17 protein-coding genes and 1 pseudogene are annotated in these 21,705 nt (G+C 71.9%); 9 read left to right on the forward strand and 9 right to left on the reverse strand.

The annotated features are described in order from the left end of the window. Positions 1–25: 25 nt before the first annotated feature. Positions 26–721, reverse strand: a complete 696-nt coding sequence (locus STRTU_RS06985) for a GntR family transcriptional regulator (protein ID WP_159742743.1) — start codon at positions 719–721, stop codon at positions 26–28. A gap of 173 nt (positions 722–894) precedes the next feature. Here STRTU_RS06985 and STRTU_RS06990 point away from each other — a divergent pair, with 173 nt between their 5' ends. After that, complete coding sequence (locus STRTU_RS06990; RefSeq protein ID WP_159742744.1) at positions 895–1,734, forward strand: (2Fe-2S)-binding protein; 840 nt, start codon at positions 895–897, stop codon at positions 1,732–1,734. Between the two features lie 241 nt (positions 1,735–1,975). Next, positions 1,976–3,061 (forward strand): DUF2637 domain-containing protein, encoded by a 1,086-nt coding sequence (locus STRTU_RS06995; protein WP_159742745.1) that lies wholly within the window; start codon positions 1,976–1,978, stop codon positions 3,059–3,061. A 40-nt stretch (positions 3,062–3,101) separates the two neighbouring features. Here STRTU_RS06995 and STRTU_RS07000 read toward each other — a convergent pair whose 3' ends face one another. After that, complete coding sequence (locus STRTU_RS07000; protein ID WP_159746748.1) at positions 3,102–3,479, reverse strand: ATP-binding protein; 378 nt, start codon at positions 3,477–3,479, stop codon at positions 3,102–3,104. 371 nt (positions 3,480–3,850) lie between these two features. Here STRTU_RS07000 and STRTU_RS07005 point away from each other — a divergent pair, with 371 nt between their 5' ends. Further along, a complete protein-coding gene (locus STRTU_RS07005; protein ID WP_159742746.1) occupies positions 3,851–6,985 on the forward strand; it encodes an alpha-mannosidase in 3,135 nt (1,044 codons plus the stop codon). Between the two features lie 376 nt (positions 6,986–7,361). On the opposite strand, the pseudogene STRTU_RS07010 reads toward STRTU_RS07005, so the two are convergent. Beyond that, positions 7,362–7,595: pseudogene (locus tag STRTU_RS07010) on the reverse strand (chaplin); the annotation flags it as partial. 230 nt (positions 7,596–7,825) lie between these two features. Between STRTU_RS07010 and STRTU_RS07015 the strand changes: the two are divergent. After that, positions 7,826–8,947, forward strand: a complete 1,122-nt coding sequence (locus STRTU_RS07015) for a M20 family metallopeptidase (RefSeq protein WP_159746749.1) — start codon at positions 7,826–7,828, stop codon at positions 8,945–8,947. A gap of 36 nt (positions 8,948–8,983) precedes the next feature. On the opposite strand, the gene STRTU_RS07020 is transcribed toward STRTU_RS07015, so the two are convergent. Beyond that, a complete protein-coding gene (locus STRTU_RS07020) occupies positions 8,984–9,376 on the reverse strand; it encodes a nuclear transport factor 2 family protein (protein ID WP_159742748.1) in 393 nt (130 codons plus the stop codon). A 97-nt stretch (positions 9,377–9,473) separates the two neighbouring features. Here STRTU_RS07020 and STRTU_RS07025 point away from each other — a divergent pair, with 97 nt between their 5' ends. Then, the gene (locus STRTU_RS07025; protein ID WP_159742749.1) at positions 9,474–9,917 is read left to right on the forward strand and encodes a MarR family winged helix-turn-helix transcriptional regulator; all 444 of its coding nucleotides are present in this window, start codon (positions 9,474–9,476) and stop codon (positions 9,915–9,917) included. A 131-nt stretch (positions 9,918–10,048) separates the two neighbouring features. Beyond that, on the forward strand, positions 10,049–10,882 hold the full coding sequence (locus tag STRTU_RS07030) for a carbon-nitrogen hydrolase family protein (RefSeq protein WP_159742750.1): 834 nt from the start codon (positions 10,049–10,051) through the stop codon (positions 10,880–10,882). Between the two features lie 62 nt (positions 10,883–10,944). On the opposite strand, the gene STRTU_RS07035 is transcribed toward STRTU_RS07030, so the two are convergent. Together STRTU_RS07035 and STRTU_RS07040 are read right to left on the reverse strand one after the other, a co-directional pair. After that, positions 10,945–12,687 (reverse strand): pyruvate dehydrogenase, encoded by a 1,743-nt coding sequence (locus STRTU_RS07035; protein WP_159742751.1) that lies wholly within the window; start codon positions 12,685–12,687, stop codon positions 10,945–10,947. Between the two features lie 296 nt (positions 12,688–12,983). Continuing rightward, positions 12,984–14,483, reverse strand: a complete 1,500-nt coding sequence (locus tag STRTU_RS07040) for a protein phosphatase 2C domain-containing protein (protein WP_159742752.1) — start codon at positions 14,481–14,483, stop codon at positions 12,984–12,986. 405 nt (positions 14,484–14,888) lie between these two features. Here STRTU_RS07040 and STRTU_RS07045 point away from each other — a divergent pair, with 405 nt between their 5' ends. After that, positions 14,889–15,371 (forward strand): DUF456 domain-containing protein, encoded by a 483-nt coding sequence (locus STRTU_RS07045; RefSeq protein WP_159742753.1) that lies wholly within the window; start codon positions 14,889–14,891, stop codon positions 15,369–15,371. Positions 15,372–15,849: 478 nt separating this feature from the next. Here the strand turns inward: STRTU_RS07045 and rsgA are convergent, their stop codons facing one another. Both rsgA and STRTU_RS07055 read right to left on the reverse strand, forming a co-directional pair. Next, entirely contained in the window at positions 15,850–17,025 is a 1,176-nt protein-coding gene (gene rsgA, locus STRTU_RS07050) for a ribosome small subunit-dependent GTPase A (protein WP_159742754.1), read from the reverse strand. A 394-nt stretch (positions 17,026–17,419) separates the two neighbouring features. Beyond that, on the reverse strand, positions 17,420–17,947 hold the full coding sequence (locus STRTU_RS07055; protein ID WP_159742755.1) for a DinB family protein: 528 nt from the start codon (positions 17,945–17,947) through the stop codon (positions 17,420–17,422). 325 nt (positions 17,948–18,272) lie between these two features. Here STRTU_RS07055 and STRTU_RS07060 point away from each other — a divergent pair, with 325 nt between their 5' ends. After that, the gene (locus tag STRTU_RS07060; RefSeq protein WP_159742756.1) at positions 18,273–18,758 is read left to right on the forward strand and encodes a hypothetical protein; all 486 of its coding nucleotides are present in this window, start codon (positions 18,273–18,275) and stop codon (positions 18,756–18,758) included. Positions 18,759–18,864: 106 nt separating this feature from the next. Here STRTU_RS07060 and STRTU_RS07065 read toward each other — a convergent pair whose 3' ends face one another. Next, positions 18,865–19,332 (reverse strand): DUF4118 domain-containing protein, encoded by a 468-nt coding sequence (locus tag STRTU_RS07065; protein ID WP_246240186.1) that lies wholly within the window; start codon positions 19,330–19,332, stop codon positions 18,865–18,867. Positions 19,333–19,629: 297 nt separating this feature from the next. Here STRTU_RS07065 and STRTU_RS07070 point away from each other — a divergent pair, with 297 nt between their 5' ends. Next, on the forward strand, positions 19,630–21,597 hold the full coding sequence (locus STRTU_RS07070) for an APC family permease (RefSeq protein WP_159742757.1): 1,968 nt from the start codon (positions 19,630–19,632) through the stop codon (positions 21,595–21,597). The last annotated feature ends 108 nt before the right edge of the window (positions 21,598–21,705 follow it).

The following is a 21,705-nucleotide window of genomic DNA, read 5'->3' on the forward strand; positions in this document are numbered from 1 at the left end:
CCTGTCCGGTGGGCCGGGGCCCTTATCAGTGAGGGTGCCGGGCCACCGAGACATGCTCGCGGGCGATCCGCTCGACGACCGCGTACTCCTGGGCCACCAAGGCGTCGAGCAGCGCCGTGTGCTCGGAGGCGTCGGCCAGCAGGTCGGCCGTACGCGGCCGGGAGCCGCCGGCCGGCCACTGGGTGCGCCGCAGCAGATCGCCGGCGACCCCGGTGAGCCGGCGGTTGCCGGTGAGTGACATCAGGGCGACGTGGAAGGCGTGGTCGGCCTCGGCGTAGCCCGCCCGGTCCCCGCGGGCGGCCGCCGTCACGCCCGCCACGGCGAGCGGGCGCAGCTCCTCCCAGCGCTCCGGAGCCAGCGCCCGCGCCAGCCGGACGATCGCGGGCACCTCCAGCATCCTGCGGACCTCGGCCAGCTCGGCGAGGTCGCGGGAGCTGTACTCGGCGACCCGGAAGCCGCGGTTGGGCACGACCTCGACGGCGCCTTCGCAGGCGAGCTGCTGCATGGCCTCCCGGACCGGGGTCGCGGAGACGCCGTAGCACTCGGCCAGCGCGGGCGCGGAGTAGACCTCGCCGGGGGTCAGCTCCCCTCCGGCCAGCGCATGGCGCAGCGCGGCCAGCACCTGGCCGCGGACAGAGTGCCGCCGGGGCGCGGCGGGACCGGGCTGCGCGGGTACCCATGCCAGCGCGCCCGGCTCCTGTTCCGCTGTGCCCTGCTCCATGACGGATCCTCCTGACGTATCCCAGCACCTTAGGCAGCGCGGGCCACAGTACAAATCCGTGCGCCGGTCCCGGAACCTCGCCGGGCTGCCGGGACTGGCGCCGAGCGGGCGCGGGTAACGTTTCGGGTAAGGTAAGCCTCACCTCCTAACGATCGCGATTCGGTGGTCTCCCCATGACTTCTGTTCTCGCCGCCCCCGCCGCGCCCCACCCCGTGACCGAGTCCTACGCCCGGCTCTCCGAGGCGTTCCCCGGCCTGCAGGTGACCACCTGGCACGCGGCGCCCCCCAGCGGCGACGGCTGGGTGTGCGCGGCGGGGCTGGCGGCCGGCGGCGAGGCCCTCGATGCCTTCCTCGCCTGGGACGACGCACAGATCGTCCGGGACTACGGCCGGCCGGGCCGCCCGGACGTGGTCGCGAGCTTCGCCCTGCACCGCTACGCCTGGCCGGCCTGCCTGCTGATCACCCTCCCCTGGTTCCTGCACCGCCGGGTCCCGCGGCTGCCCGTACAGGACGTCTCGTTCCATCGCGAGCTGGGCCGGATGGCGGTGCGCATCGGCACGTTCGCCTGCCTCCCGGACGATCCGGCGGCGGCGCTGCCCGGCGCCCGTGTCGTACCGGACGAGGAGGCGCTGCGCGCGCAGGTCCGGGCGGCCGTGGCCGGACATCTCGGGCCCGTCCTGGAGGGTTTCCGCACCCGGATGCGGCGCGGGCCGCGGGCACTGTGGGGCATGGCGTCCGACGAGATCGTCGAGGGCCTCTGGTACGTGGCGCAGCTGCTGGGCGAGGAGCCGCGCGCGATGGCCGCGCTGGAACGCCTGCTGCCGGGCGCCACCGCTCCGTATGTGGGAAGCGCCGGATTCCGCGAGCTGACCGGCCCCTGCGGCGAGGCACTGTCGACCCGGGACCGCGCCAGCTGCTGCATGTACTACACCCTGCGCCCCGAGGACACCTGCCTCACCTGCCCCCGCACCCGCGACGAGGACCGCATCAGGCGCCTCACCGCAACGACCTGACGGTCACTCACTGCGGCGCAGCCGTTTCACGCGCGGCACAGCGCCGCACAGGCATCGGCTTCACCTCACCCACAAGGGTGATAACCCTCGAACCCAAACCCCTAGGCACGCACGGAAGTTCGACCCCTAGCGGCCCCCTCACACCCCTTGGCGTCCTCTTGTTCCGAATGCCTCGGTTACGGGAGTGGCTTCCGCCAGGATGTCGCGGAAATCGCGTACCCGAGGCAAAAGGGATCCCAGAATGAGAATGACCGATATATCGCTGGATTGGCTGGTTCCCGGCGCCCTGCTGCTCGTCGGTGTGCTCGCGGCCGCGGCGCTGGTGGTGCGCGGGAAACGCGCGGCCGCCCGGTCCACCGGTGAGGACTCCTGGGAACGCAGCGAAGAGCGCCGCCGCCGTAAGGAGACCGTCTTCGCGTCGGCCTCCTATCTGCTGCTGTTCTGCTGTGCGGCGGTCGCCGCCGCGCTGTCCTTCCACGGGCTGGTCGGCTTCGGCGTACAGAACCTCAACCTCTCCGGAGGCTGGGAGTATCTGGTGCCCTTCGGGCTCGACGGTGCGGCGATGTTCTGCTCCGTACTCGCCGTACGGGAGGCCAGCCATGGCGATGCGGCGCTCGGCTCCCGGATGCTGGTGTGGACGTTCGCGGGCGCCGCGGCCTGGTTCAACTGGGTGCACGCACCGCGCGGTCTGGGTCACGCGGGCGCACCGCAGTTCTTCGCCGGGATGTCGCTGTCGGCGGCGGTGCTCTTCGACCGGGCGCTCAAGCAGACCCGCCGGGCGGCGCTGCGCGAGCAGGGTCTGGTGCCGCGGCCGCTGCCGCAGATCCGGATCGTCCGCTGGCTGCGCGCTCCCCGCGAGACCTTCGCGGCCTGGTCGCTGATGCTGCTGGAGGGCGTACGGACGCTGGACGAGGCGGTCGAGGAGGTTCGCGAGGACCGGCGCGAGAGAGAGCAGAACCGTCACCGCCGGCGCGAGCAGGGCAAGCTCGACCGGGCCCGTATCAAGGCCATCAACCGGCAGCACCGCACCTGGGGCATCGGCCGGGGCGGCGGCCGGCAACTGCCCGTGCCCCAGGCGGCGGCCGCGGAGGTGGTCGGCGCGGACCCCGCCATAGCCGGCGCTCCCCAGCCGCTGCTCGCCGGAGAGCTGCCGGTGCCCTCCCGCCCGGCTCTCAAGGCCGTGTCCGGCGCTGAGGCCGAGGGCGTCGGGGTCCCGGCCGGGACACCGCGGACCGTGGATCTCACCGCCGAGGACGACACCCAGACGATTCCCCGTCTGGACTCCCTTGAGGAGAAACTGGCCGAGATCGAGCGGCAATTCGGCTGACCGGTGGCGGACCGCGCCGACCGACGCCCCCGCCCATGGCTCAGGCCGGTCCGCCGCCCAGCTCGAACCACACGCTCTTCCCGAGGCTCTCGGTGCGTATCCCCCATGCGTCGGCTAACGAGCGCACCAGCATCAGCCCCCTGCCGGAGGTCCCGTCGGTGGTCGGCGGGCGCGGTTCGGGCCGTCCGGGCACGAAGTCCCTGACCTCCACCCGCAGCCGGTCGCTGACCCGGGCCGTGACGACGGCGCCGCCCTCGGCGTGCACCAGGGCATTGGTGACCAGCTCGCTGGTGAGCAGCGTCGCGACCTCCGCGAGTTCGCCGCCCCCCGGCGGCGTCCAGCGGCTCAGCAGCTGGCGCAGCTCCCTGCGCACCTCACCGACCGCCTTGAGATCCGCGTGCCGTACCTTCCGCTCCAGCACGCGTGGTGCTCGTGCGGTGGTTCCCCCGTTCCGGCCCCCCTCGGCCGCTTCCTGCCTTCTGTCCCGTTCCTCGCGCCGCACAGGCTGACGCATTCTCTCCCCCGCCCCCAACGAACCTCGGCGCTCTGCCTCGAACAGCCTCACGGTCAGCATGCCCATCGGATCTGCCGCCATGCTTCCGCGCACCACGTCACCGGTCCGCCGCCCGCGCGCCGGGTGGGCCGGACCGGGCCGCAGTGGGTATGCCTGACCCGAGCCTGTCGCGACACCGGGCCGTACCCGGAGACGAGGGAGCACTCCCCCGGTTACCGCCGGGGCAGCCCGCCCGCGCCCCGGGGGCGTGGGGAGTACGAGCGTGAGGAGCCGCTGTGCACGACGACCGACTGCTGGTGGAGGGGCGCCTGGAGCGTGCGCTGGGGCAGTTCATCCGGCCCGCGCAGTACGCGGCGCGGGCGCCCCTGCGGCTGACCGTCTGGCATGCGCCGGGAGAACCTGTGCCGGTGAGCGAGGCGCTGCAGGCCACGTACGAGCCGTTCACGGTCGGCGAGCCCTGGGGGCCGCCGTGGTCCACCAGCTGGTTCCGGCTGGCGGGTGAGGTGCCGCAGGAGTGGGCTGGGCGGCGGGTGGAGGCCGTCATCGACCCCGGCTTCAGCGGCGACGGGCCCGGGTTCCAGGCCGAGGGTCTGCTCTACGACGCCGAGGGGGTGCCGCTCAAGGGCATCCATCCGCGTAACCGGCACCTCCCCGTCGGCGCGCCGGTCAGCGGCGGTGAGGAGGTGCGGCTGCTGCTGGAGGCCGCCGCGAACCCGGCGGTGCTGCGGGACTTCCGCCCCACAGACCTGGGCGATGTACGGACCGCTCCGCACCGGCCGCTGTACCGCTTCGCCTCGGCGGATCTCGCGGTGCTCGACGAGACCGTCTGGCAGCTGACCCTCGATATCGAGGTGCTGTCGGAGCTGATGCACGAACTGCCCGCCGACGGTGCGCGCCGCCACGAGATCCTGCGGGCCCTGGAGGACATGCTGGACGCGCTGGATCTGCACGACGTCGGCGGTACGGCGGCCGCGGGGCGGGCCGCGCTGGCGGACGTACTGAGCCGCCCGGCCACCGCGAGCGCCCATCGCATCTCGGCCGCCGGGCATGCGCATATCGACTCCGCCTGGCTGTGGCCGCTGCGCGAGACCGTGCGCAAGGCATCGCGCACCTTCGCCAACGTCACCCAACTGGCCAAGGAATACCCGGAGTTGGTGTTCGCCTGCTCGCAGGCGCAGCAGTACGCCTGGGTCAAGGAGCACCAGCCGCACCTCTGGGAGCGCATCAAGGAGGCCGTACGGGAGGGGAATTGGGCGCCGGTCGGGTCGATGTGGGTGGAGTCCGACGCGAATATGCCCGGTGGTGAGGCGCTGGCCCGGCAGCTCGTGCACGGCAAGCGCTTCTTCCTGGAGGAGCTGGGGGTGGAGACCGAGGAGATCTGGCTGCCGGACTCGTTCGGCTACACCGCGGCCTTCCCGCAGCTGGCCCGGCTGGCCGGCGCGAAGTGGTTCCTCACCCAGAAGCTGTCGTGGAACCAGACCGACAAGATGCCGCACCACACCTTCTGGTGGGAGGGCCTCGACGGCACCCGCGTCTTCACCCACTTCCCGCCCGTCGACACCTACAACTCCCGCTTCCACGCCCGCGAACTCGCCCATGCGGCACGCAACTTCGCCGAGAAAGGACGGGCCACCCGCTCCCTGGTCCCGTTCGGCTGGGGCGACGGCGGGGGCGGCCCGACCCGCGAGATGCTGGAGCGGGCCCGTCGGCTGCGGTCCCTGGAGGGCTCCCCACGGGTCGAGATCGAGCCGCCGGGCCAGTTCTTCGAGGCCGCCCATGAGGAGTACGGGGCGGCGGCGCCGGTCTGGTCGGGCGAGCTGTATCTGGAATTCCACCGCGGGACGTATACCTCGCAGGCGAAGACCAAACAGGGCAACCGGCGCAGTGAACATCTGCTGCGCGAGGCGGAGTTGTGGGCGACGACGGCCGCGGTACGGGCGGGCGCCGATACCGCGTACAGCTACCCGTACGACGCCCTGGACCGCCTCTGGAAGACCGTCCTGCTGCACCAGTTCCACGACATCCTGCCCGGTTCGTCGATCGCCTGGGTCCATCGTGAGGCCCGTGCCACGTATGCGGCGGTCGAGGCGGAGCTGACCGGGATCATCGAGACGGCGCTCGGGGCGCTGGGGCGTGCCGGGGACGCGGCGGCCGAGGTGCCGACGGTGTTCAACGCCTCCCCGTACGCCCGGGACGAGATCGTCACGCTACCGGGGGCGGGCACGGACCCGGGCGGGCCGGCCGCCGTCGCGGTCCACGTCCCCGCGCTGGGCTCGGCCCCCGTCCGCCCGCCCGGCCCGGATTCCCCCACACCACCGCCCCCGCCCGTACAGGCGGACTCCGGCGCCGAGGGCACCTTCACCCTGGACAACGGACTGCTGCGGGTACGTATCGACGCCGACGGTCTGCTGACCTCCGTACGGGATCTGCACGCCGGACGGGAGGTCCTGGCCCCGGGCTCCCGGGGCAATCTGCTCCAGCTGCACCCCGATCACCCCACCCAGTACGACGCCTGGGACCTGGACAGGCACTACCGGCGCCGGCATACGGATCTGACCGAGGCCGAGTCCGTGGAGCTGGCCGCGGCCGGGCCGCTGTCCGCGACGGTCCGGGTGACCAGGGCGTTCGGCGCGTCCCGGATCACCCAGGAGCTGACCCTGCGGGCCGGCTCACACCGGCTCGACATCACCACCGATATCGACTGGCACGAGTCGGAGAAGGTCCTCAAGGCCGCTTTCCCCCTGGACGTGCATGCCGAGCGGTCCACCTCCGAGGTGCAGTTCGGCCATGTGCACCGGCCCACGCACACCAACACCAGCTGGGACGCGGCCCGCTTCGAGATCTGTGCGCACCGCTGGCTGCGGGTCGCCGAGCCGGGCTATGGCATCGCGCTGCTCAACGACTCGACTTATGGCCATGACGTGACCCGCAGCCCGCACCCCGAGGGCCTGGGTACCACGGTGCGGCTGACCCTGCTGCGCGCCCCGCACAGCCCCGACCCGGAGACCGACCAGGGCCCGCACCGCTTCACGTACGCGCTGCTGCCGGGCGCCGGGGTCGGCGATGCGGTCGCCGAGGGCCTGGCGCTCAATCTGCCGCTCAGGACGGCCGCCGCGCCGCCCGTGCCCCCGCTGATCCGTATCGACCATCCGGCCGTCACCGTCGAGTCGGTCAAGCTCGCCGAGGACCGCAGCGGCGATGTGGTGGTGCGGCTGTACGAGTCCCAGGGCGGCCGGGCCGGGGCCACCCTCTCCCCCGGCTTCCCCGTCGCCCACGCGACCGTGACGGACCTGCTGGAGCGTCCGCTGCACGAGGAGGACGAAGGCCCGACCTCCGATGTGGCGATCGAGCTGCGGCCGTTCCAGATCCTGACGCTCCGGCTCCGACCGCAGCATCCGCTGACCGGCTGAGGCGGCGTGTGCCGTCCGGGTCACCGGCGTCCCGGAGGGGGCGGAACGGGCCGGACAGCGCGACGGCCGGGGCCCCGTTGAACGGGACCCCGGCCGTGTGCCGGTGATCATCGAGTCCACCGAAAGCGCCCACAGGCCCTCATCGGCGTCGGCCGGGCCCTCAGCGCGGTGAACGCACGCTCGCAACGATCAGATGATCCAAGCGAGCGGCTCAGCGCTCGACGTCGACCAGACCGCCACCGCCGGTGTGGATACCGCCGGACGGCTTGTGGGGCTTGGCGTGGTGCTTCTTCTTGTAGTGCTTGTGGTGGTGCTTGACGTGGTGGTGCTTGACGACGGTGTGACGGTGCACCTCCACCCGACGGTGGATGCCGCCGTTAAGGCAGGTGTTGCCGAAGGCCGGGTTCAGCAGCCCCACAATGTTGATGGTGTTGCCGCACACATTGACCGGAATGTGGACCGGGATCTGAAACGAGTTGCCCGACACAACTCCCGGCGAATTGGCCGCGCCGCCGGACGCGCCACTGTCTGCGTACGCTGCCGACATACCGCCCAGGGCGGTACTTGCCGCAAGTGCGGCCAAAGCAGTCACCCGCGTGATCCGTGACATAACAATCTCCCGATCGCTTCAAGCGGCTCACTGCCGCTTCCTGTACTTCCTTTCGGCGCGTACGGCCTGATCCTGAGACAGTTTGCGAACATTTCACTCTTTCCGGGGATAAGTGTGGTTTAGGGATCACGCGGGGAGGCCAAGGGGTAGCGGCCACCCCTGGGAAAGAAGGGCTGAGCCGGGCAGGTGACCCGGTTTCGCCACCGCGTTCGACGTACCCTTGCGAGGTGATGCCGCACCCGCACCCGACTGTCGACGTCTCTGCCGAAGCGATGATCGAGGACCTCAGGACGCTCGTCGAAGTCGAGTCCCCCTCGCGCGATCTGACCGCCTTGCGGACATCGGCCGAAGCCGTCGCCGCCGTCATCGAGCGCCGGCTCGGCGGGCGGGCCGTCCTCGTCGAGAGCGACGCCGGGCCGCATGTCCACTGGTCCGGCGGCGGCGATCCGAAGGTGCTGATCCTCGGCCACCACGACACGGTGTTTCCGCTCGGCACCCTGGAGCGCCGCCCGTTCACAGTCGCGGACGGGCGGGCGACCGGCCCCGGGGTCTTCGACATGCTCGGCGGGCTGGTTCAGGCCATCCACGGCCTGGCGATGACCGAGGACCGGTCGGGCGTCGAAATCCTGGTGACCGCCGACGAAGAGGTCGGCTCCCACTCCTCTCGGGCACTCATCGAAGAACGCGCCCTGGCCTGCGGTGCGGTACTGGTGTGTGAGGGCGCGGCGGAGGGCGGCGCCCTCAAGACCGGCCGTAAGGGCTGCGGCACCTTCGAGGTCTCCGTCACCGGCCGCGCCTCGCACGCCGGGCTCGAACCCGCCGCCGGGGTCAATGCCCTGATCGAAGCGGCACATCAGGTACTGGATATCGCCGCGCTCGGCCGGCCCGGGATCGGCACGACCGTGACCCCGACGGTCGCGTCCGCGGGAACTCTGGACAACGTCGTTCCCGCGGAGGCGACCGTCATCGTCGACGTCCGGGTCGAGTCGGCCGACGAGAAGGAGCGGATCGAGGCCGCCTTCGCGGCACTTGCGCCGCACCTCGACGAGGCGGAGATCGAAGTCCGGGGAGCCGTCGGCCGGCCCCCGATGCCCGAGTCGGCGGCGGCCGGGCTCTTCGCGGTGGCGCAGCGCCTGCTGCCCGGCATCGAAGCCACCGCGGTGGGCGGCGGAAGCGACGGCAACTTCACGGCCGCACTGGGGGTTCCGACCCTCGACGGTCTCGGGGCGGTCGGGGGCGGCGCACACGCCGACCACGAGTATGTGGTGATCGACGCCATGACCGAGCGGGCGCGACTGATTGCCGGGCTGGTGCACGCGCTTCAGCAGCCGGAGGAGACGGCGTCGCAGTGAACGCCGGGCCCGCCGGCCGGTGAGCGCACCCGGATCTCAGCGGGCGCTGGCGATACCGCGGTCGGAGTCAGCGCCCTGGAGCATCAGGGAGACCTCCTCGATGCGGCTGAAGCGGCCGTCGGGCGCGAAGTCGGCGAACACATAGACCTCCAGGCGCACGGTCGAGCCGTCCTTCTTCGTGACGTGGACGGTGTGCCGGTCGGCGTACTTGCTGCCGTCGTACAGCTCGTCGTGCACCTCGATCTCGCCGTCGGCGACGAGGGTGCGCAGGTGGGTGATGTGCTCGACGAACCCGGCGCGGTCGAGCCACTCCCCGTCCGTGCGCTGGCAGTACTCCGGGGTGAAGTGGCGCTCGGCAGCGTCCTCCACGGTGAGGTCGCGGCTGAAGATCAGGTCGTTCAGGGCGGCCTTGATGCCGGTGCGAATCATGAGAGGGACCTTTCCAGGAGGAGAAGTGCGTGCGCTGCGCACGCATCTCCTGAACTGTAACACCAGAAGCGTGCGCGGCGCACGCTATTCTTGTGAGATGGAGAACGAGGTAGGACACGAGATCGCAGACGCGCTGGGCATCCTGCTCAGGCGCACCACCCGCGCACAGCTGCACCAGCAGCTCACCGAGGGCTTGGGGGAGGCGGTGGACGAACTGACGTACCCGGTACTCAGCGCACTGGCCCGCACCGGCCCCCGCAGCGCCGCCGACCTGGCCCCGGACGCCGGCGTCGATCGCTCCGGCGTCACCCGCCGCGCCTCACGCCTGGAGGCCGCCGGCCTCGTCCGCCGCGAAGCCGACCCCACCGACCGCCGCGCCCAGCTCCTCGTCCTCACCGAAGAAGGCCACCGCGCAGTAACCGAACTGCGGGCACGCCTCGCCGCCCACATCATGGCGAGCCTGTCCTCCTGGCCACCGGGCGAAGCGGAGGCGTTCGCCCGGCAGTTGCGCCGGTTCATCGTGGACGGGCCGTTCGGCTGATGCCAGACCGGTGTGCGGCCGGGCCGTGGCGGGTGCCGGTGGGACCGTCGTCGGGCAACGTCGCCAACTCCGCAGCCTTCGTGCGCTGGTGACGGTGGGGTACAACTCCCGGTGTGGCAGACAGTATTCGGATGGCAGTCGCGCAGAGCCCGGTCACCTGTGACCCCTTGGTCAACGGGGCGGCGGTCCGTGATCTGATGGCGGCGGCTCGGGAGACGGGTGCCCGGCTCGTGCACTTTCCGGAGGGTGCGATCTCGGGCTATCCCTCGGGTACGGAGGCGAAGCAGGCACTGTCGGGCTGGTCCATCGACTGGACGGCGGTACAGAAGCAGCTGGAGCTGACCGCTAGGGCGGCGGCCGATCTCGGCCTCTGGGTTGTCGTGGGCTCCAGCCATCGCCTGACCCTGCCGAACCGGCCGCACAACAGCCTGTACGTGATCTCCGACGGGGGACAGCTGATCGGCCGCTATGACAAGCGCCGGTGCTCCCACACGGAAATCACCGACTGGTACTCACCCGGCTTCGCGCCATTGACCTTCGACATCGACGGCTTCCGGTTCGGTAGCGCCCTGTGTATCGAAGTCAACTTCCCAGAGCTTTTCATTGAGTACCGCGAGCTGGGAGTGGACTGCGTTCTGCTCTCCTCGTTCTCGGAGGACCCGGTATTCGGCGTGCTGGCCCGTGGACACGCGGCCGCACACAACTACTGGGTCAGCGTGTCCGTCCCGGCGCAGTGCAGTGCCGCCTTGCCCGCGGGCGTCATCGGCCCGCACGGATCCTGGCTGGACCGCTGCCCGGCCGATGGCACGGCAGCCCTGGCCTGCGTGGACCTCGACCGGACCGACCCGAGCCTCGACATCGCGCTGAACAAGGCGCGCCCCTGGCGGGAGTTGGCCCGAGCCGGCCGGATCTATGAAGCTCGTCGCGTCGCCGACGCGCGCAGCACAGATCGCACCCGCTTCTGACCGCGGCGGGGTGGATGTCCTGGCCTTTCACGCCAGGCGCGGGCCCGGCCGCCGCCACCAAGCTAAGGCCGGGGAATGTGCCGCAAGTTGGAGCGGGCCATCTGGAGCATGCGGCCGACTCCGCCGTCCAGCACCATTTTTCCGGCCGACAGGGCGAAACCGGAGACCATCTCGGCGCTGATCTTTGGCGGGATGGACAGGGCGTTGGGGTCGGTGACGATGTCGACCAGGGCCGGGCCCTTGTGGTGGAAGGCGTCGCGCAGGGCGCCGCGCAGCTGCTTGGGCTTCTCCACCCGGACACCGTGGGCCCCGGCCGCGCGGGCGATGGCCGCGAAGTCCGGGTTCTGGTAGGTGGTGCCGTACGACGGCAGACCGGACACCAGCATCTCCAGCTCCACCATGCCCAGCGAGGAGTTGTTGAACAGCACCACCTTCACCGGCAGGTCGTACTGGACCAGGGTGAGGAAGTCGCCCATCAGCATGGAGAATCCGCCGTCGCCCGACATGGAGACGACCTGGCGTCCGCGGTCCAGGAACTGGGCGCCGATCGCCTGCGGCAGCGCGTTCGCCATCGAGCCATGGCTGAACGAACCGATCACCCGGCGGCGGCCGTTGGGGGTGAGGTAGCGGGCCGCCCATACATTGCACATACCGGTATCGACCGTGAAGATTGCGTCGTCGGCGGCCTCTTCGTCCAGAACGGAGGCGACATACTCGGGGTGGATCGGGGTGTGCTTCTCGACCTTGCGGGTGTAGGCCTTGACCACGCCTTCCAGCGCCTCGGCGTGCTTCTTCAGCATCCGGTTGAGGAACCTGCGGTCCTGCTTCGGCCGGACCTTGGGGATCAGACCGCGCAGCGTCTCGCGGACGTCGCCCCAGACGGCGAGGTCGAGTGTGGTGCGGCGGCCCAGGTGCTCGGGCCGGACATCGACCTGGACGATCTTGACGTCATGGGGCAGGAACGCGTTGTACGGGAAGTCCGTGCCGAGCAGAATCAGCAGATCGCACTCATGGGTGGCCTCGTAGGCCGCGCCGTAGCCGAGCAAACCGCTCATGCCCACGTCGTACGGGTTGTCGTACTGGATCCACTCCTTGCCCCGCAGCGCGTGTCCGACCGGGGACTTCACCCGCTCGGCGAACTCCATCACCTCGGCGTGCGCGCCCGCCGTGCCGCTGCCGCAGAACAGCGTCACCTTGTCGGCCTCGTCGATCATCGTCGCCAGCGCATCCAGCTCGGCCTCTCCGGGGCGGACGGACGGGCGCGCGGTGACCAGGGCGTGTTCGATGGCGCGCTCGGGGGCCGGTTCCCCGGCGATATCGCCGGGGAGGGCGACGACCGCTACGCCGCTCTGCCCGATGGCGTGCTGGATCGCGGTCTGCAGCACCCTCGGCATCTGCCGGGTGCTGGAGATCAGCTCGCTGTAGTGGCTGCACTCGGTGAACAGCCGGTCGGGGTGGGTCTCCTGGAAGAAGGTGGTGCCGATCTCGCTGGACGGGATGTGGGAGGCCAGCGCGAGGACCGGGGCCATGGAGCGGTGGGCGTCGAACAGGCCGTTGATGAGGTGCAGATTGCCGGGGCCACAGGAGCCGGCGCAGGCCGCGAGGGAGCCGGTGAGCTGCGCTTCCGCCCCGGCGGCGAAGGCGGCGGTCTCCTCGTGCCGGACCTGGATCCAGTCGATCGCGGAGTTCCGGCGGATGGCATCCACCACCGGGTTCAGGCTGTCGCCGACGACGCCGTAGAGCCGTCGCACCCCTGCCCGTACGAGGATGTCCACGAACTGCTCGGCCACGGTCTGCTTCGCCATGTCGCTGTCGCTCCTTCGACGGGGGTGTGGGGAGGGGTGTGCGGGGACGGGGGTGGGGGGACGGGTGTGCGGGCGGGTGGCTGAGTGCCCGCTGGCGTGGTGGGCCCTTCCCGTGTACCCGAGGGGTCCCGTCCCATGAACCCATGCGGTGGCCGGGTTCGCCTCCCCTACGGCGGTCCTTTCGGGCCGCGCTCCTTCCGGCAGCGCTCCGGGGCCGGGGCCGCCGGCCGCTCGGGCCTTGCCGGTGGGCTGCGTCGCGGCCCCGGCGGCCCTGATCCGCCGCCGGACAGGCCGTCCTACGATTCCCACACTCCGACGGCCGTACGGTCCTTCGGGTGACCCGGTACCCGGAGTTGCGCGGCGGCGAGGAAGGCCACCAGCCCCGGAGGCTCGGGGGCGGACCACTCCCCGGCCAGCCGGGCGGCGAACGCGGGGTCCTGCTGCAGCGGTTCGGCGAGGCCGGCGCTGCACAGCAGCAGGGTGTCCCCCGGACGGGCGAAGGCCGTCCGGAAGAGGAACGGATCGGACCGGTCCGGGCCGTCGGCCGGAAGCCTGTCGGATTCGGAACGCAGCCGTCCGCCACGGCCGTCCGCTCCCCCGTTCACGGTCTGCTCCGGCACCGCGGGCTCCAAGTCCTCCCAGGCGCCGTCGCGGAGCCGGAAGAGGCCACCCGCGCCGATGCCGAAGAACACCCGGGTGCGGCACTCCGGGTCGGCGGGCAGCAGCAGACAGCGCAGTGCGGTCGAGTACCGCTCGGGCGCGGCCTCCGCCTCTCGTGCCCGGCCGCGCAGTCGGCCGTAGCTGCGGTCGGTGAGCCGCTGCAGCCCGGACTTGAGGGCGCTGCGGTGGTCCGTACGGATGTCCTCGGCCAGTCGGGTGTAACTGCGGCCGACCGCACCGCCGATCCGGGCGCAGGCTTCCTGGGCCGCCCGGTGGGCGCCCTCGCCGGCCGGGCGGCCGGTGGCGACGGCGACCAGGATCAGGGCGTGCCGGCCGGCCCCGAAGCGGGCGGTGAGCAGCGCGTCGCGGCGTACGTCACCGCGGTGGCGGGCGAGGTCACCGCGCCGTGAGGCGGCCAGCAGGGTCAGCGAGCCGTACCGGGCGCCGTCCAGCGCCGAGTCCGGCACGAGTTCGTCGAGGGCGGCCGGGTCGGCGGCGGGCAGGGTGCCCAGTTCGGGGTCGGAGTGCGGGGCCAGCTCGGGGTTGGACTGCGGGTCCAGCTCGGGGTTGGAGTGCAGGTCCAGCTCAAGGTCGGACAGCGCGTACGGCTCGGGGGCGGACAGCGGCAGGGGGTCGGGCGGGAGCGCGGTGGGGTCCGGTGCGGGGGTGTTCGGTGCGGGGGTGTCGCGAGGTGGCTCGGGTGTGGATGGGGTGGTCGGCCGGGTGGGGGATGCCGGGCGCCGGCCCGGTCCGGTGGCCTGGAGCGGGATCGGGGCCGGTGGGGACGCCGAGGGGCGGGGTGGCGGCGGCTGCGGGGACGGCGGGGAGGCCGAAGTACGGGCCGGGGGCGGCTGCGGGGACGGCTGAGGGGCCGAAGTACGAGGCGGAGGTGGCTGGGGTGACGGCTGAGAGGCCGAAGTGCGGGCCGGGGGTGGCTGACGGGACGGGGCCGGGCGGCGAGGTGCGGCTACCGCGCGGAGTGCTGAGGCGACCCGGTCATCGAGGGTGTCCGGGGTGTCGGACGGCCCGGCATCGCGGACCGGGGCGCGTCCCGGTACGTCGTCGCCCCCTGCCTCGCCGTACAACTGCCGCCACCAGTCGTCCTCCTGGCCGCACCCGGCCTCCTGCTGGTTCATGCGCCGTATTGTCCCTGCGCGGCCGTGCCCTCAACAGGGCGCGAAAGAGCGTCCACCGGGCGGTCGGACTCATAAGAGTGACCGCTCGGTGGAGGCGGTGATCAGGTCATGTCAGCGGCGTGGTACCTCGGGGGCGGCCGGATCACCAGGGACAGCGGTCACTTCGGGCCCGGTGTGAGGGGTACGTCCGTCACGCTCCCCGGGGAGTCGGGCTCCGGCCGTCCGCCGTCGGCAAGCGCGTCCGGGCCGCTTCCGGCACGCTGGGCGCATGAGAGAGCGTACGGGCCGTCACGGGGCGTGCGCCCGCCGGGAGGGAGGCCGGCGTGTGAGCGAGGGCGGCGAGCGGACGGTGGGACGGCGCGCGCGGGGCGACGGCGGGCGGGCCGGGCGAAGTGCGGCCGTCGCATGAGTGCGTGGCAGCTGGTCGCGACCGGTCTGGTGATGCTGTTCGGGCTGCTCGGGGTGCTGGTGCCCGGAATTCCCGGGCCGCTGATCGTCTGGGCGGGCGTGATGTGGTGGACGCTGTCCGAGAAGTCCGCGCTCGCCTGGGTGGTGCTGATGGCCGCCACCGCCGTACTGCTGCTCAATCAGGTGGTGAAGTGGCTGCTGCCGGCCCGCAACCTACGGGCCGTGGGCGCGCCGTACCGGGCCCTGTTCCTGGCGGGGGTGGCCGGCATCGTGGGGTTCTTCGTGATCCCGGTCATCGGGGGCCTGCTGGGCTCGGTCGGCGGTCTCTACCTGCTGGAACGGATCCGGCTCGGCAGCCACGGCGACGCCTGGGCCTCGACCCGTACGGTCCTGCGCGCCATCGGGCTGAGCGTCCTGGTCGAGCTGTTCGCCTGTCTGCTGGTCGTCGGGGCCTGGATCGGGGCCGTGGTGGCGGGCTGAGGGGGCATCCGGCGGGGTTGGCTGGGGCAGACGCTCCGGCGGGGTTGGCTGGGGCAGACGCTCCGGCGGGGTTGGCTGGGGCGCACGCTCCGGCGGGGTCGGCCGGTACAGGGGTGATGCCGACGCTCCTGATGGCTCGCCTGATGGCTCGCCTGGCGGCTGCGCTGGTGGGGCCACCTGCGGCTCCGCCGCCCCGGACCTTCCGCCCGCTCCGGATCTCCCGCCCGGCCCGGACCGCTTCCCCAGCCCGGCGCCACTCGGCCACCAGCGGGCCGAGCAGCGGATAGGTGCCGAATCGCTCGGCGACCGCGTATGGGGCGGCGTCCGGAGCCGCGGCTGGTCACCGCTTCGTACCTGGCCTCCTCGTCCCTCACGCCCTGAGTGTGCGCCGTTGTGCCGCACAGTGACTGGCGGAAATCGGACGTGGTGTTGCCGGTGGGGAGGGCCGAGCGCCGGCGGCCCTCCCCCACCGTTCACCTCACCGCTGCGGACCCCGCTTCCGCTCCATCAGATGCCGGCCCAGCGCCTGCTTCTGCTTCCAGTCACGGCGGATCTCGGCGCGCAGCCGGGCGTCCGTCTTTGCCACGATGCGCTGGTTCTCGCGCTGGAGCTTCCGGTAGCTCTCCAGCCGTCGGGCGGGCAACTCCCCGGATTCGACGGCCTCCTGGACGGCACAGCCGGGCTCCGAGCGGTGCGCGCAGTCGTGGAAGCGGCACTCCTCGGCCAGCGCCTCGACCTCCGAGAACGTCCGGGCGAGCCCGGACTCGGCGTCCCACATTCCGACGCCGCGCAGCCCCGGGGTGTCGATCAGCACCCCGCCGCCGGGCAGCGGCCGCAGATCCCGGGTGGTCGTGGTGTGCCGGCCCTTGCCGTCCCGGTCGCGGATGGCCTGCACCCGTTGCAGGCGCTCCCCGAGCAGGGCATTGGCCAGTGTGGACTTGCCCGCACCGGACTGCCCGAGCAGTACGGACGTACCGCCCGCGAGCACGGCGGCGAGCACATCGATCCCGTCGCCGGTCTCCGAACTGACCGCCAGCACCGGCACTCCGGGCGCCGCGGCCTCGGCGTCCTCGATGAGATGCGCCAGACCGCCTGGCTCCCCGGCCAGATCAGCCTTGGTCAGCACGACCACCGGTTGCGCGTCGGCCCCGGCGGCGAGGGCGGAGGCGGGCAGCGGTTCCGTATGGCCCGCGCCGGACAGCGCCAGCGCGAGGAACCGTTCGATCCGCCCGAGGTCCAACTGGTCCGCGAGCGATACACAGATGACGATGTGGTCGATGTTGGTGGCCAGCACCTGGCCCTCGGAACGCTTCGACGAGGTCGACCGCACGAATGCCGTCCGGCGCGGCAGCAACGCCCGTACGACACCGTCGACATGGTCGCCGCTGCGCCCGTTCTCCAGGTCGAGCACGGCCCAGTCGCCGGTGCACGGGACCCGCATCGGGTCACTGGTCGCCACCAGCGCGGTGTCCGCCAGGACGGTACGGATGCCGTCGCCGTCCGCCACGACGGCATCCACCCGCCCGCGGTCCACGCGGACGATACGGCCGGGCACGATTCCCTGCCCGGCAAAGGGGGTGAAACTCTGCGCGAACCCGTCGTCCCAGCCGTAGGCGGTCAGCGGGTGCGCAGCGGAGTGATGGAGGTCGAACAACGGGATGACCCTTCGAGAAGGAGCGGTCCCGGCCGGGCGCGCGAGGCGCGAGCGAAGAGCAGCGACGTATGACGTGTGACGCGTGGCGTGCGTAGTGTGCCGTGCCTGGCGTGTCGTGCGTCCTGCGTCGTGTGACGTCTGGTCAGCCGGAGACCGCGGGGAGGAAGTTGATGATCTTCTGAATGCGGGCAGCGCCCGTCGCAATGACAGTCATCAGTACTCACCTCCGGTATTTCTCCACGGCCGACGAGGACAGGCCGCGGGGCCGTCCTCCCGAACGCTGCTGACTGTAGAACGGCCCCTCGCATCGGCGCCAACCATTTTCCGGGCCGGCGTTCTTCGTCTCCCCCCGAAGTCCTCGGGGTCCTCGGAACTCCGCCCGAGCCCTCGCCCCTCAGGCCCCGGTGACGCCGTCGATGCGCTCCCTCAGCAGATCCGCATGGCCGTTGTGGCGGGCGTACTCCTCGATCAGGTGGACCAGGATCCAGCGCAGCGACACCCGCTGGTCCCCGACGAATCCGGCCTCTCGCTCGGAGAGCGTGCCGGTGTCGTCGAGTGAGGCGGTGGCGATCAGCTCACGGCTCCGGGCGACCTCCGCGCGCCAGTCGGCCAGCGCCTCGGCTATCCCGCGGTCGGGGGCGAGGGTGAACCCGTTGCCCTTCTCCGCCTCGTACACCGGCGGCACGTCCAGACCGGCGAACACCCGCTGGAACCAGTTGCGTTCCACCTCCGCCAGATGCTGGACCAGGCCCAGCAGCGTCATGGTGGACGGGGCCACCGAGGCCAGGCGGGCCTGCTGGTCGTCCAGTCCCGCGCACTTCAGCGGGAGGGTGGCGCGGTGGAACTCCAGCCAGCTCTCCAACATGGCGCGTTCATCGGCATGCGGGGGCGGAACGGGCCGCCCGTCAGGTGTCATTCGCATGCTCCGCAGCGTCGCACACGCCACTGACAATCGACGCGGACGAGCGGCGGGCAAGCGGCGGACGAGCGGCAGGTGAGCGGCTGAGCATTGCTGACGATTCAGCGGCGTCACCGCGCTCCCCGGGGCCGGGGCGACGTCCCGGCGCTGAGAGGACGGTGCCGGGGTGGGGTGGAGGGCTGCGGGCGTGGCACGGGGGCCGCGGGACAGCCGCCGGGCAGGACGCGGGACAGCCGCCGGGCAGCGCCCGGAACCGCTGCAGGATGCAGCCCCCTTGCCCCCTGGCTAAGCTCGGTCAGGGGGCCGACGACTGATCTTGGAGGCTCCCATGGTGCAGCTGCCCGAAGCGCGTGATCTGGCTCCGCGTCTGGCCACTGGTGCGTTCATCCTCAATGCCGGGCTGACCATGCTGCGGGCCGACCGGGAAACCGCCGAGGGCGTGCACAGCATGGCGTGTGTGGCCTATCCGTTCCTGACCAAGATCCCCGCCGAACAGTTCACCCGGATGCTGGCCTGTTCCCAGGTCGCGGTCGGCGGTTCGCTGCTGGCACCGTTCGTCCCCACCCGGCTGGCCGGGCTCGCGCTGACCGGATTCTCCGGCGGGCTGGTCGGGATGTATCTGCGGACGCCCGGGATGCGGGAGTCGGGGAGCCTGCGGCCGACGCAGGAGGGCACCGGCCTGGCCAAGGACGTCTGGATGCTGGGCATCGGGCTCGGGTTCATGGGTGCGGCGGGCCGACGGCGGCGGGCCGCGGCGTCCCGCTCCCGGCGCGCGTCCTTCGCCCGGCGTCGTAGGTGCTGGTGCCGGGGCTGAGCCTTCCCTGAGCCTCAGCCGGGCTGCCCGATATTCCGGGCCGTTCCCCTAAGCCCTGCCCGGGCGGCCGGGTCTGTCCCCTATCCCCGACCGCTCCCCTGCCCCCCTACCTGGGCAAACGGAACCGGCGGACGGCCCGTACGGCGGCCGCGCAGCCCGCGCCCACGACACCGGCGAGGAGGAGGACGAGCAGGCTCGTCCGGTCCGGTGCGTGGAAGGCCAGCTCCGAGCGCTGGTGGAGCACGAAGCCGTCGTAGAACATCCAGGACACCAGGGCCGCGACCGGCACCAGAGCCGGCCGGGCGCGCAGCGCCACGGCCACCGTCAGCAGGGCGAAGAGCGCCAGCGCGGCCGGGGCGTGGGCGGTCCCGCCGGTCAGCATCAGGGCGGTCACCAGCAGCGCGGCCCCGACGGCGCCGAGCGGCAGCGCGAGATCCCGGGCGAGGGTGCGGTCCGTGGGCACCCGGTGGGGCGGCCGCGTCGATCGCCGCCCCACCTGCGGAAACCGGGTGATACGGGGGCGGGTCGGGCGGGACGGGCCGAGCGGGGGCGCCGGACGGTGAGGGGCGGTCACGGGGAACACGGAACACCTCCTGCTGCGGCCCCGGCGGCGGACCGATGTGGCCCCGTGGTTCCGCGGTGGACCCTTATTGCCAGACTGCGCGCGGCTGACGGTGGCGGGAGCGCCGTGACGCAGTCCTTAACGCGGCGCGTACGGGCGGCGGACGCTTTCTGACACCCTCTTGACGCCTGGGGGTGAACCGACCGATGTCGCCGGTTGCGGGGCGGAGCGGATCGGCGCCCACACGGTGATGCATACTCGCTCCTCGTTGCCCGAACCCACGACCGATGATCGGCAGGACGTACCCGCATGAGCACTGTCCAGGCGGACCACCCGTCTCCCGCTTCCAACGCCCCACGGTGGCGCGGCTGGCTCCTGGACGGACTGAGCGGCCGGGCCGCCCGCCACCCCGGGCCGCACGGCACCCCGCCGGCCGAGCACAAGGGGCACTCCTGGTGGCGCGTCATGTGCCTCACGGGCGTCGACTACTTCTCCACGCTGGGCTACCAGCCGGGCATCGCCGCGCTGGCGGCCGGGCTGCTCTCGCCGTTCGCCACGCTGGTGCTGATCGCGCTGACGCTGTTCGGTGCGCTGCCCGTATACCGCAGGGTCGCCAAGGAGAGCCCGAACGGCGAGGGTTCGATCGCCATGCTGGAGCGGCTGCTGCCGTGGTGGGCGGGGAAGCTGCTGGTCCTGGTGCTGCTGGGGTTCGCCGCCACGGACTTCGTCATCACCATGACGCTGTCGGCCGCCGACGCCTCGGCGCATGTCGTGGAGAACCCGTTCGCCCCTCCGTTGCTGCACGGCGCCAATCTGTGGATCACCTTGGTGCTGCTGGCCGCCCTGGGCGCGGTGTTCCTCAAGGGCTTCCGCGAGGCGATCGGGATAGCCGTCGGACTCGTCGGGACCTACCTGGTGCTGAACGTCGTCGTGCTGGCCACCTCGGCCTGGCAGGTGCTGTCGCATCCGGTGGTGGTCGGTGACTGGTGGGGCGCGATGACGGCCGGGCACTCCTCGCCGCTGGCCATCGTCGGGGTGGCGCTGCTGGTCTTCCCCAAGCTGGCGCTGGGCATGTCCGGTTTCGAGACGGGCGTCGCCGTCATGCCGCAGGTACGGGGCGATGCCGCGGACACCGCCGCGCACCCGGCCGGACGGATCCGCGGCACCCGCCGGCTGCTGACCACGGCGGCGCTGGTCATGAGCGGCTTTCTGCTGCTGTCGAGCCTGGCCACCACCCTGCTCATTCCGCAGCACGAGTTCGAGAGCGGCGGCTCGGCAAACGGGCGGGCGCTGGCCTATCTGGCGCACGAGTACCTCGGCGAAGCCTTCGGCACCGTCTACGACCTCTCCACCATCGCCATCCTCTGGTTCGCCGGTGCCTCGGCGATGGCGGGACTGCTCAACCTCGTACCGCGCTATCTGCCGCGCTACGGCATGGCCCCGGAGTGGGCGCGGGCGGTGCGTCCGCTGGTGCTGATCTTCGTGGCTATCGCCTTCGGTATCACCGTCCTGTTCGACGCCGATGTCGATGAGCAGAGCGGTGCGTATGCGACCGGGGTGCTGGTGCTGATGCTCTCGGCGTCCTTCGCGTCCACCGTCGCCGCCCGCCACCGCCGCCACCGGGCGGCCGCCGTCGGCTTCGGCGCCATCACCCTCGTCTTCGGCTACACCCTGATCACCAATGTCATCGAGCGGCCGGACGGCCTGAAGATCGCGTTGCTGTTCATCCTCGGCATCCTGCTGACCTCGTTCGCCTCCCGTGTGCACCGGGCCTTCGAACTGCGCGCCGTACAGGTCGAATTCGACGACACCGCGCAGCGGCTGATCGACGCGGCGCTGACGGCCGGGCCGCTGCGGGTCATCGCCAACGAGCCCGATGAGCGGGACGAGGCGGAGTACCGGGAGAAGGAGTACAGCCAGCGCGAGGAGACCCATATCCCCGACGGGCGGCCGGTGTTGTTCCTGGAGGTCACCGTCCGGGACTCCTCGGACTTCACCACGGACCTGCACGTCCAGGGCGAGGAGCGGTACGGGGCACAAATACTGCGGGTGGAGGGCGCCGGGGTGGCCAACACCATCGCCGCCGTCCTGATGCAGCTACGCGAGCACACCGGCGAGGTCCCGCACGTCTACTTCAACTGGACCGAGGGCCATCCCCTCAGCCATCTGCTGCGCTTCCTGGTCTTCGGCGACGGCGAGGTCGCCCCGGTCACCCGCGAGGTCCTACGCCGCGCCGAACCCACCCCGGCCCTGCGGCCCCGCGTCCACGTGGGCTGACGCACCCCTACCCGCCCCCTCCCCTCCCGGCCGGCGCCCCGACCACGCGGTCCGGCGCCCCGCCTCCCCACCCGCCCGCTGCACACCGGGAGCGTGCAGCGGGCGCTC

This window comes from Streptomyces tubercidicus, assembly GCF_027497495.1.
In the GTDB taxonomy this organism is placed as follows: domain Bacteria; phylum Actinomycetota; class Actinomycetes; order Streptomycetales; family Streptomycetaceae; genus Streptomyces; species Streptomyces tubercidicus.

What these genes read in the sequence shown, in the direction of transcription:
- STRTU_RS07015 (WP_159746749.1), top strand. Translation starts at nt 7,826, where the DNA reads ATGCCGCACCCGCACCCGACTGTCGACGTCTCTGCCGAAGCGATGATC.
- STRTU_RS07030 (WP_159742750.1), top strand. Translation starts at nt 10,049, where the DNA reads ATGGCAGTCGCGCAGAGCCCGGTCACCTGTGACCCCTTGGTCAACGGG.
- STRTU_RS06985 (WP_159742743.1), bottom strand. Translation starts at nt 721, where the DNA reads ATGGAGCAGGGCACAGCGGAACAGGAGCCGGGCGCGCTGGCATGGGTA.
- STRTU_RS07055 (WP_159742755.1), bottom strand. Translation starts at nt 17,947, where the DNA reads ATGCGAATGACACCTGACGGGCGGCCCGTTCCGCCCCCGCATGCCGAT.
- STRTU_RS07040 (WP_159742752.1), bottom strand. Translation starts at nt 14,483, where the DNA reads ATGAACCAGCAGGAGGCCGGGTGCGGCCAGGAGGACGACTGGTGGCGG.
- STRTU_RS07025 (WP_159742749.1), top strand. Translation starts at nt 9,474, where the DNA reads ATGGAGAACGAGGTAGGACACGAGATCGCAGACGCGCTGGGCATCCTG.
- STRTU_RS06990 (WP_159742744.1), top strand. Translation starts at nt 895, where the DNA reads ATGACTTCTGTTCTCGCCGCCCCCGCCGCGCCCCACCCCGTGACCGAG.
- STRTU_RS07020 (WP_159742748.1), bottom strand. Translation starts at nt 9,376, where the DNA reads ATGATTCGCACCGGCATCAAGGCCGCCCTGAACGACCTGATCTTCAGC.
- STRTU_RS07035 (WP_159742751.1), bottom strand. Translation starts at nt 12,687, where the DNA reads ATGGCGAAGCAGACCGTGGCCGAGCAGTTCGTGGACATCCTCGTACGG.
- STRTU_RS07060 (WP_159742756.1), top strand. Translation starts at nt 18,273, where the DNA reads ATGGTGCAGCTGCCCGAAGCGCGTGATCTGGCTCCGCGTCTGGCCACT.
- STRTU_RS07045 (WP_159742753.1), top strand. Translation starts at nt 14,889, where the DNA reads ATGAGTGCGTGGCAGCTGGTCGCGACCGGTCTGGTGATGCTGTTCGGG.
- STRTU_RS06995 (WP_159742745.1), top strand. Translation starts at nt 1,976, where the DNA reads ATGAGAATGACCGATATATCGCTGGATTGGCTGGTTCCCGGCGCCCTG.
- STRTU_RS07070 (WP_159742757.1), top strand. Translation starts at nt 19,630, where the DNA reads ATGAGCACTGTCCAGGCGGACCACCCGTCTCCCGCTTCCAACGCCCCA.